The sequence below is a fragment of the Actinospineispora acaciae DSM 45401 genome, from assembly GCF_000620785.1.
In the GTDB taxonomy this organism is placed as follows: domain Bacteria; phylum Actinomycetota; class Actinomycetes; order Mycobacteriales; family Pseudonocardiaceae; genus Pseudonocardia; species Pseudonocardia acaciae.
Genome location: NZ_JIAI01000083.1, coordinates 1 through 1774 on the forward strand (window position 1 = coordinate 1; position 1774 = coordinate 1774).

Consider the following 1774-nt stretch of genomic DNA (forward strand, 5'->3'; position numbering starts at 1 on the left):
GCGTCCTTGACCGCCCGGTCGCGGTCCGCTCGGGCGGCGGCCGTGTTGCCCGCCGCGGCCAGCGCCTCATCGGCCAGGCGCACGGCCTCGCGCAGCGCGCGGCGGGCCTGGCGGCGTGGTTTCCGGTCCTGGGCGGCCTGGTCCCTGGCCTGCTGGGCCGCGCGCCACCGATTGACCAGCGGCTGCGCGTCGTGGTCGTGGTCGGCCTTGCCGGCGGTGTCCCAGTGTCCGTCGAGGTGTCCCTGCTCGTGGTTGAGCAGCTCGTCGAACCAGCCGTCGAGCCACGCGGCGATGGCGGCCAGCTCGGCGACGCGGTTGTCCAGCATGACGACCGCGCCGTCCTTCCAGCCGAACGCGACCATCCGGTCGATCAGGTCCTGCGCCTCGGCCTTGGTCAGGCCTTCCTTGACCAGCGCGGCGCGGACCTTCTTGGCGGACAGCACCCGGACCGGCGGGTCGCGCGCACCGAACGGCAGCTCGCTGCGACCCAGCGGCCGCGCGTTCGGCGCCAGCGCCTTCGCGACCTTGCCGAACACCGCGAGGTGCGCGTCGCTGACACCGTCCGCGACCGCTCCGCCGTGCTCGCCGTGCTCGCCGCTCTCGTCGCCGTGGAGCCGTTCGTAGCGGGCCTGGAGCTGTTCGGCGGTGGTGATCAGGTCGGTGACCACCGGGATCTGGGGCAGCGCGGCCAGATCGGCGCGGATGCCGGCGAGCTGCCCGGCGATCTCGCCGGCGTCGGTGTCCATCAGGTCGAGCAGCTGCTCGCGGCGCTGGGCAGGGTCGCCGGTCAGCGTGTCGAGGATGCCCTGGTAGCCGCCGACGACCGCGTCGTCGTCGATGACCTGGGCGCGCTGCTCGGTGGTCAGCCCGGCGTAGCGGCGCTGGGCCTCGGCCACCGTGGCCAGCTGCCCGCGCAGGGTGGCCAGCAGCTCGGTGGCGGCCGCGTGCCGGGTGTCCAGGTCGCCGGTGTCGGTGCCGGTGTGGCCGAGGAACTCGCCGATCGTGTCGAGGATCTTCTCGGCCTGGTCCAGGCCCGAGGTGGCCTGCGCGGCGATCTCGGTGTCGGCGGTCTCGGGCTGCTCGGCCAGGGTCTCGACGAGGTACTCCCAGGTCATGATCAGGGTGTCGGCGGCGCCGATCTGGCCCATCAGCAGGCCGGTGTAGACCTCGACCGGGTCCAGGCCCTGCCAGGCCTGCTCGGGCGTCGCCGCCGGGTTGCCGGCCTGGTGGGCCACCACCCGCGCCAACGCGGCGTGCGACCCGGCGGGCAGCCGGTCCATGAGGCGGCTGGCGGTGTCCGTGCTGACGACCACCCGCCCGTGCGCGAGGTCGATCAGGTGAGTCACGGTGATCGTGCCCCGGCCGGCCCGGGCCAGCAGGTCGGCCAGCTCGGCGTCCCCGACGGCGATGGCGTAGTCGTCGCGGTTGCTCAGCCAGTGACCCGGCCGCCCCTCCTGCCGGAAGACCTGGCCCCGCTCGTCGAGCCCGTCGAGCAGCTCGCGCAGCGCGGCGCGGGTGGCGGTGTCCAGCGCGACCGGGTTGCCGTGGCCGTCGAACGCGACCGGCACCACGGTGGCGGCCTTCAGCTCGGCGACCAGGCCGGCGGCGTGCTCGTCGTGGCGGTGGCCGTCGTGTTCCGGGTGCTCGCCCAGGTGGAAGTCGTGTTCGTGGCGCAGCAGGCGGTCCCACCAGTCGGCGAAGTCCGGGTTGAGGCCGATGAGCCGGTCGATCAGCCTGGCTACGCGTGCGGGGATGACGATGACGGGGTTGCCGT

At 74.2% G+C, this 1774-nt stretch carries 1 protein-coding gene; it reads right to left on the reverse strand.

The window, feature by feature from the left end; genetic code table 11:
- A partial coding sequence (locus N912_RS64985; RefSeq protein WP_037070459.1) for a hypothetical protein occupies positions 1–1774 on the reverse strand: 1774 nt, incomplete at both ends.